This is a genomic window from bacterium (assembly GCA_041648665.1).
Taxonomy (GTDB): Bacteria; UBA10199; UBA10199; order 2-02-FULL-44-16; family JAAZCA01; genus JAFGMW01.
Genome location: JBAZOP010000148.1, coordinates 1 through 4,958 on the forward strand (window position 1 = coordinate 1; position 4,958 = coordinate 4,958).

General features: G+C 65.8%; 7 protein-coding genes. All 7 read right to left on the minus strand.

Annotated features, from left to right (window positions below; translation table 11 throughout):
• Positions 1–466 (minus strand): uracil-DNA glycosylase family protein (locus tag WC683_19515; protein ID MFA4974795.1); only part of this gene is annotated, 466 nt, incomplete at its 3' end.
• Positions 454–2,019: a DNA (cytosine-5-)-methyltransferase gene (gene dcm, locus WC683_19520; GenBank protein MFA4974796.1), complete on the minus strand. Its 1,566-nt coding sequence runs from the start codon at positions 2,017–2,019 to the stop codon at positions 454–456. The genes WC683_19515 and dcm, both read right to left, overlap by 13 nt.
• 2 nt (positions 2,020–2,021) lie before the next feature.
• The gene (locus WC683_19525; protein MFA4974797.1) at positions 2,022–2,597 is read right to left on the minus strand and encodes a phosphohydrolase; all 576 of its coding nucleotides are present in this window, start codon (positions 2,595–2,597) and stop codon (positions 2,022–2,024) included.
• Entirely contained in the window at positions 2,594–2,902 is a 309-nt protein-coding gene (locus WC683_19530) for a hypothetical protein (GenBank protein ID MFA4974798.1), read from the minus strand. Before WC683_19530 ends, WC683_19525 begins: the two co-directional genes overlap by 4 nt.
• A gap of 165 nt (positions 2,903–3,067) precedes the next feature.
• Positions 3,068–3,697 (minus strand): hypothetical protein, encoded by a 630-nt coding sequence (locus WC683_19535; GenBank protein MFA4974799.1) that lies wholly within the window; start codon positions 3,695–3,697, stop codon positions 3,068–3,070.
• A gap of 43 nt (positions 3,698–3,740) precedes the next feature.
• Positions 3,741–4,616 (minus strand): AAA family ATPase, encoded by an 876-nt coding sequence (locus WC683_19540; GenBank protein MFA4974800.1) that lies wholly within the window; start codon positions 4,614–4,616, stop codon positions 3,741–3,743.
• Positions 4,613–4,958: hypothetical protein (locus WC683_19545; GenBank protein ID MFA4974801.1), on the minus strand; the 346-nt coding region annotated here is incomplete at its 5' end. The genes WC683_19545 and WC683_19540, both read right to left, overlap by 4 nt.

Here is a 4,958-nt window from a genome sequence, read left to right on the forward strand (position 1 = left end):
CACCGATGCCGCCAGCGTAGCGGTTCACCGTGCCCCGGTAGCCGCCGATGGTGGCGGTGTTGTCCGCAAGCAGACTTCGGATGGCCTCGCCGCCGAGGGCGACGATGACCTTGGGCTTCCAGCTCTCGAGCGCGGCGACAAGACGCGGCCGACACGCTGCCCACGCTGCCGCTTTTTCTTTCTTCTTCGCGGCATCACCTTCGGGCCACTCGCCCGCGAAGCACGAGATGGCGTTCAAAACGAGCGTCGAGTGCTGCTCGATGCCGAGCGTCTTGCAGATGGCCCACAGGAGACGCCCCGGTGAACCGACGAAAGGCTGCCCAGCTCGTGCTTCATCCTTCCACGGGTATTCGCTCACGAAGCACAAGCCCGACCACGCCTGCTGCGGGAAGTAGCCTGCCACGCAGACGCGACCACGCTTCCCTGCGAGCGGACAAGCACTGCAGTCATGCGCTACGGCTTCCATGTCAGACCTTCCCAGAGCGCGTCCACCGTCGCGAGCCGCTCACCGATCCACCGCATGACCGGCACGGCCATGGAGTTTCCGAGCGCCTTGTACCGTGGCCCGTCGGCGGCTGGCTTGCAGCGCCTATCGATCAGCGTGAAGTCGTCCGAAACTCCTTGAAGTCTTTCGCACTCCCTTGAAGTCAATCTTCTCACCATGACGCCGTCACTGACGCCGTGCATCCTTCGCGGGCCGTTGTTCTCGGTGAGCGTCGGGTGCTCTGCCGTCTCGCGGAAGCCCGACTGGCTCTCCTGAAACGCGACGACCGCTGGCGGAACCGACGCATTGAGCGTGAACTGGGGATCCCCAGGCTCTCCGATGCCGAGCCCAGGATCGCGGAGCCGCACGCGCCCGTCTGCGTCTGGGCCGGGGGTCTGCATGACGCCCTCACCCCGGAGCGCGTCCGACGAGATCGGGATCGCGGCGACAGCTTGCGTGCGACCGGAGCGCAGCGAGTACGCCAACTCCTCGCTCACGTTGGCCCCTACTGCCCCACCTGTGGCGTGGCTCTCGTTGCACGCATCGCCATCGGCAGCACCAGCGTGACTCCCGAGAGCGTAGGCGACGAGCGCGTGCGGGTTCGTCGAGCGCAACGTCGGGTGGAGGTCGCCGTGCTCGCCGCCGCCGTGGACGCCAGCGAACCGACCTGGATCATCGAAGCACGCGACATGGACGCCACGCCCCTTCGCCACGATCGGCGGGCTCGGGTCGCCGGGGTCGGCGCGGTTACGGTTCTCGGGGTGCGTGATCTGCGTCAGGTCGAACGGCACGACGTTGCGCGGCCCCTGGTTTCGGCCACCCTTCGAGTAACAGCTCGCCTCGCGCGTCGTGATCGGGTCGGCGAGCATCGGGATCAAGGTTTCTGTGTCCCCGTCGCTTCGGTATCCGCTGCCACTCGTTCCAGAGCCAGTCGCAATGCAGCGGGCAACTCTCGGCCCCGCCTTGCGGCTCTCCGAAGGATTCCGGCGCAGGCTTTCGGGCTCAAACAGTACCGCCGCAGGTGGTCGCCAGTCTCCAAGATATCCGACAACGAAGACTCGACGGCGCCGCTGCGGGACTCCGAAGAAGCGCGCGTCCAGCACGCGCCAAGATGCGCTATACCCGAGGTCGAGCAGCGTTCGGAGGATGAGCTTGAAGGTTCGCCCGCCGTCGTCAGAGAGAACGCCTGGGACGTTTTCCCAGACGAGCCAGCGCGCTCCGACAGCTCGCGCCAGAGCGAAGCTGGCGAAGAGGAGATGAGAGCGTGGATCAGCCAATCCTCCGCGCTTCCCGGCCACGCTGAATCCTTGACAGGGACTCCCAGAGACGAGGAGATCGACGTGCCCGACTCGCTCTCCGATCGTTGCATGGTCAACCTCCAACAAATTACCGTAGTTCGTGACGCTCAGGAACCTTGTCGCGAGCACCTCACAGGCGAACGGGTCGATCTCGAAGTATCCTGCGCACTCCCATCCGATAGGCTTCCACGCCTGCGTCGGCGCCGAGATGCCGGAGCACACGTCGAGGTATCGCACGACTACATGACCCCGACGCCCAGCTCGGCGGCACGGCGCAGGAACCTGTGTTCCGCGACCGCTGGGCTGAACGGTACGATGTGACTCGGCAGCGGCTCGCAGCCAAGCCGCTGCGTCCAGTGCTCGACGGGCTCGCCGACGAAGAGGTCGCGAGCCTCGGTCGCGAGAAGCACGCGGTCGGCGTACCAGACGTCGGCCGGCACCGGCAGCTCGAGGTTGAACCTGGCCGCGACGGCGGCCATGAGCCGGTTCTCGATGACTTTGAGCACGTCTCCAGCGCCGAGCTGCTTGAGCGTCTCCTTCATGGGCGAGGTGATGTCGCCCATGAAAATCTCGTGGGCGTCATGCAGGAGCCCCCAGAGCGCGTGCTCGGGGAGGCAGTTCTCGGAGACGGCGACGGAATGCTGCGACACCGAGTACATCTCGGAGGTGTGCCCGTAGAACCGGCAGATGTTCGAGAGTGCGTGTGCGATCTCGCGGATGCTGATCTGCTCGGGACGCGGGTGGAGCAGCCAGAACTTCTCATGGCTGTAGGTCTGCATCCAGTCGCCCTGCACCGCGAACTCTTGGTCTTTCACGCCGCCCTCCTTTTCCGCACATGCTTGACCACGACAATCGTAGGTTTCTTGAGCTGCTTCACCGCAGCGGTCACGTCCTCACGGCGAGCGTTCACCGGAAGCCCGAGGTCGAAAGTGAGCTGAGTGAACCACTCCAACCACAGCGTCGAGTCCTCGGCCTCCTCGAGCTCGTTGGCGACCTTGTAGATGTCGACAACGACTTGAGTCTTATCTGCTTCCGCTTGAGAACCATCCACATCAAGCTGCTCAACCACGTCAGCGTACTGGTCGAGCTTCATCGCGAGCGCCCGCAAGTCAGTCCCCATGTTCCTCACCTCGGCCGGGCGCCCGGTGTCGAACCGGCCTCCAAGACGGGATGTCTTACCGCTTGGCGAGTCCCTTCACTCACGCCCGAAAATCCCCGCCCGACCTGCGCCGGGCGGGGCACCACAGAACCGGCCTGTCACACCACGAGAAGATTACGCCGCGAGCTAGCGGGCGACGGGCTTGAACTGCCCGACGCGCCCGTACTCCCGGCCGTCCTTCGAGGCCTCGTAGGTGACGACGGCGCAGACGCGGCTGCCGTCGAAGCTGCGGACGTTGAACGCCACGTTGCCCGAGGCGTCCCGCTGGATGGGCTTGCCGACCGCGTCGGCGAGCGCGTAGAGCGGGCGGGTGTAGGTCGTCGAGAGGCTGTCGGTGATCGACTGCCCCTGCATCGGTCCGGCGACCACGGTGAAGCGGTAGCGGATCTGCTCCCAGGCGTTGCCCTTGTCGCTGACGCCGCTCTTGCGCTCGACGAACATCACCTCGAAGTCGTAGGTGCCGGCCGGCAGGTTGGGCGGCGGCAGATTGGTGACGATGTCCGCGGAGGCGGGCTGCCCCTGCGGCGGGAGCTGCGCGCCCTGCGGCTGCGGCGCGGCGCCCTGCGGCATCCCGTAGCCGGGCGGCGGCGTGTAGGCACCGGGGGGCGGCGGCGGCGGCGCGGCCGGCGGGTACTGCGGCGGCGGCGCGACCGGCGGGGGTGGCATGACCGGCGGCGGCGCGGCCTGGCCCGGCTGGGCCTGGAGCTGGGCCATGATCGCCGCGATCTGCTGGGGGGTCAAATTGCTGATGTCCATCTTCTACGGTCCTTTCCTAGAGGGGGTTTCCAAAGTCCCTCACCTAAACATGCCAGGGCACAGACCAAGGCCAGCGACCTTGCTGGCACCGCGGGTGCCCAGGATCACACACCCATATCGGCGGCAGGCCGAGGGCCTGCGCGAAGACATCGTAGGAGCAGTCCTGCACGGGCTGCTGGAAGCTCATCGCGAGGAAACGCGGCGCCTTCATGTAGAAGACCGGCTTCGAGACTCGCGGAGCGAAGTGGGTGAAGAACGTAGAGCCGTTGCGCTCGGTATAGATGAGCATGTCGAGCTCGCGGGGGAGGACGAGCTTGCCGCCGCGGCCGGAGAGATCGGGCTCGACGGTCGCGACCTGATCTCGGTTGTCCTTGTCCATCGTCACCTTGCAGCCCATCTCGATGATGACGTGGAACGGCAGACTGAAGAGCATGTGGACAGTGCGGTTGTACCACGCGAGGACATCTCCCCACGCCCGGTGCTTGTCTTCCTTGCCGCCTCGCCGCTTCTGCGCGTCCTGCGCCTCCTTCTCGGCCTGCTCGTAGATCATGGTTGCGATGTCCGAGAAGCCGCCCAGGACGATCGTCTGCCACGGGCACTGCTTCATGAGCGCGGCACGGTAGATGTACTCGATCCACTGCTCCAGCTCGACCTTGATCGACACTGAGCCGGGCACGTCCCGCAGAAACGCGGCGTGCGTCGAACCGATGACGACCGGCTGCACGATGAAGCTGCCATCCGGGTGACGCGCGGTGTTGTGCCCGCCCTCGGCGAGCGGGTTAATCAGAAGCGGCGCCGGCCAGGTCATTGACGTGAAGGTCTTGCCGCTGCCGGGATAACCGTAGACTCCGATGCGCAGGAACATCGGCTGCTGCGCTGCGCCCATCTGCTGAAGACCGGCCGGTACTTGCAACGTCATCGGTTGGCTCCCATCGTAAGCCGCTTGTAAACCTCGAGCGTGACATAACAATCGACCCGCGCCCCGTGCATACCGCCGAGCAGGATGCCGAAGTGGCGCGCAAGCGCCCCGAGCGACTGCGAACGGTAACCCTTCTCGGAAACGCCGTAGACGCCCATGGCAGCAGCGACGTCCTTCGTGTCGGTGAGCCGCTTCGCGTGCGGAAGCCTGAGCCCAATGCTCTGCCCGGCGGCGATGAGAAAGCGCACGTCAAACGACGGGTTCGAGCCCAGCCAGCACTCAGCCAGCTCGATGAGCTGGAAGCATGGGTAGAGCACCTCGATGAGCGGGCGCTCGGTCTTC

What these genes read in the sequence shown, in the direction of transcription:
- WC683_19530 (MFA4974798.1), bottom strand. Translation starts at nt 2,902, where the DNA reads ATGGGGACTGACTTGCGGGCGCTCGCGATGAAGCTCGACCAGTACGCT.
- WC683_19535 (MFA4974799.1), bottom strand. Translation starts at nt 3,697, where the DNA reads ATGGACATCAGCAATTTGACCCCCCAGCAGATCGCGGCGATCATGGCC.
- WC683_19540 (MFA4974800.1), bottom strand. Translation starts at nt 4,616, where the DNA reads ATGACGTTGCAAGTACCGGCCGGTCTTCAGCAGATGGGCGCAGCGCAG.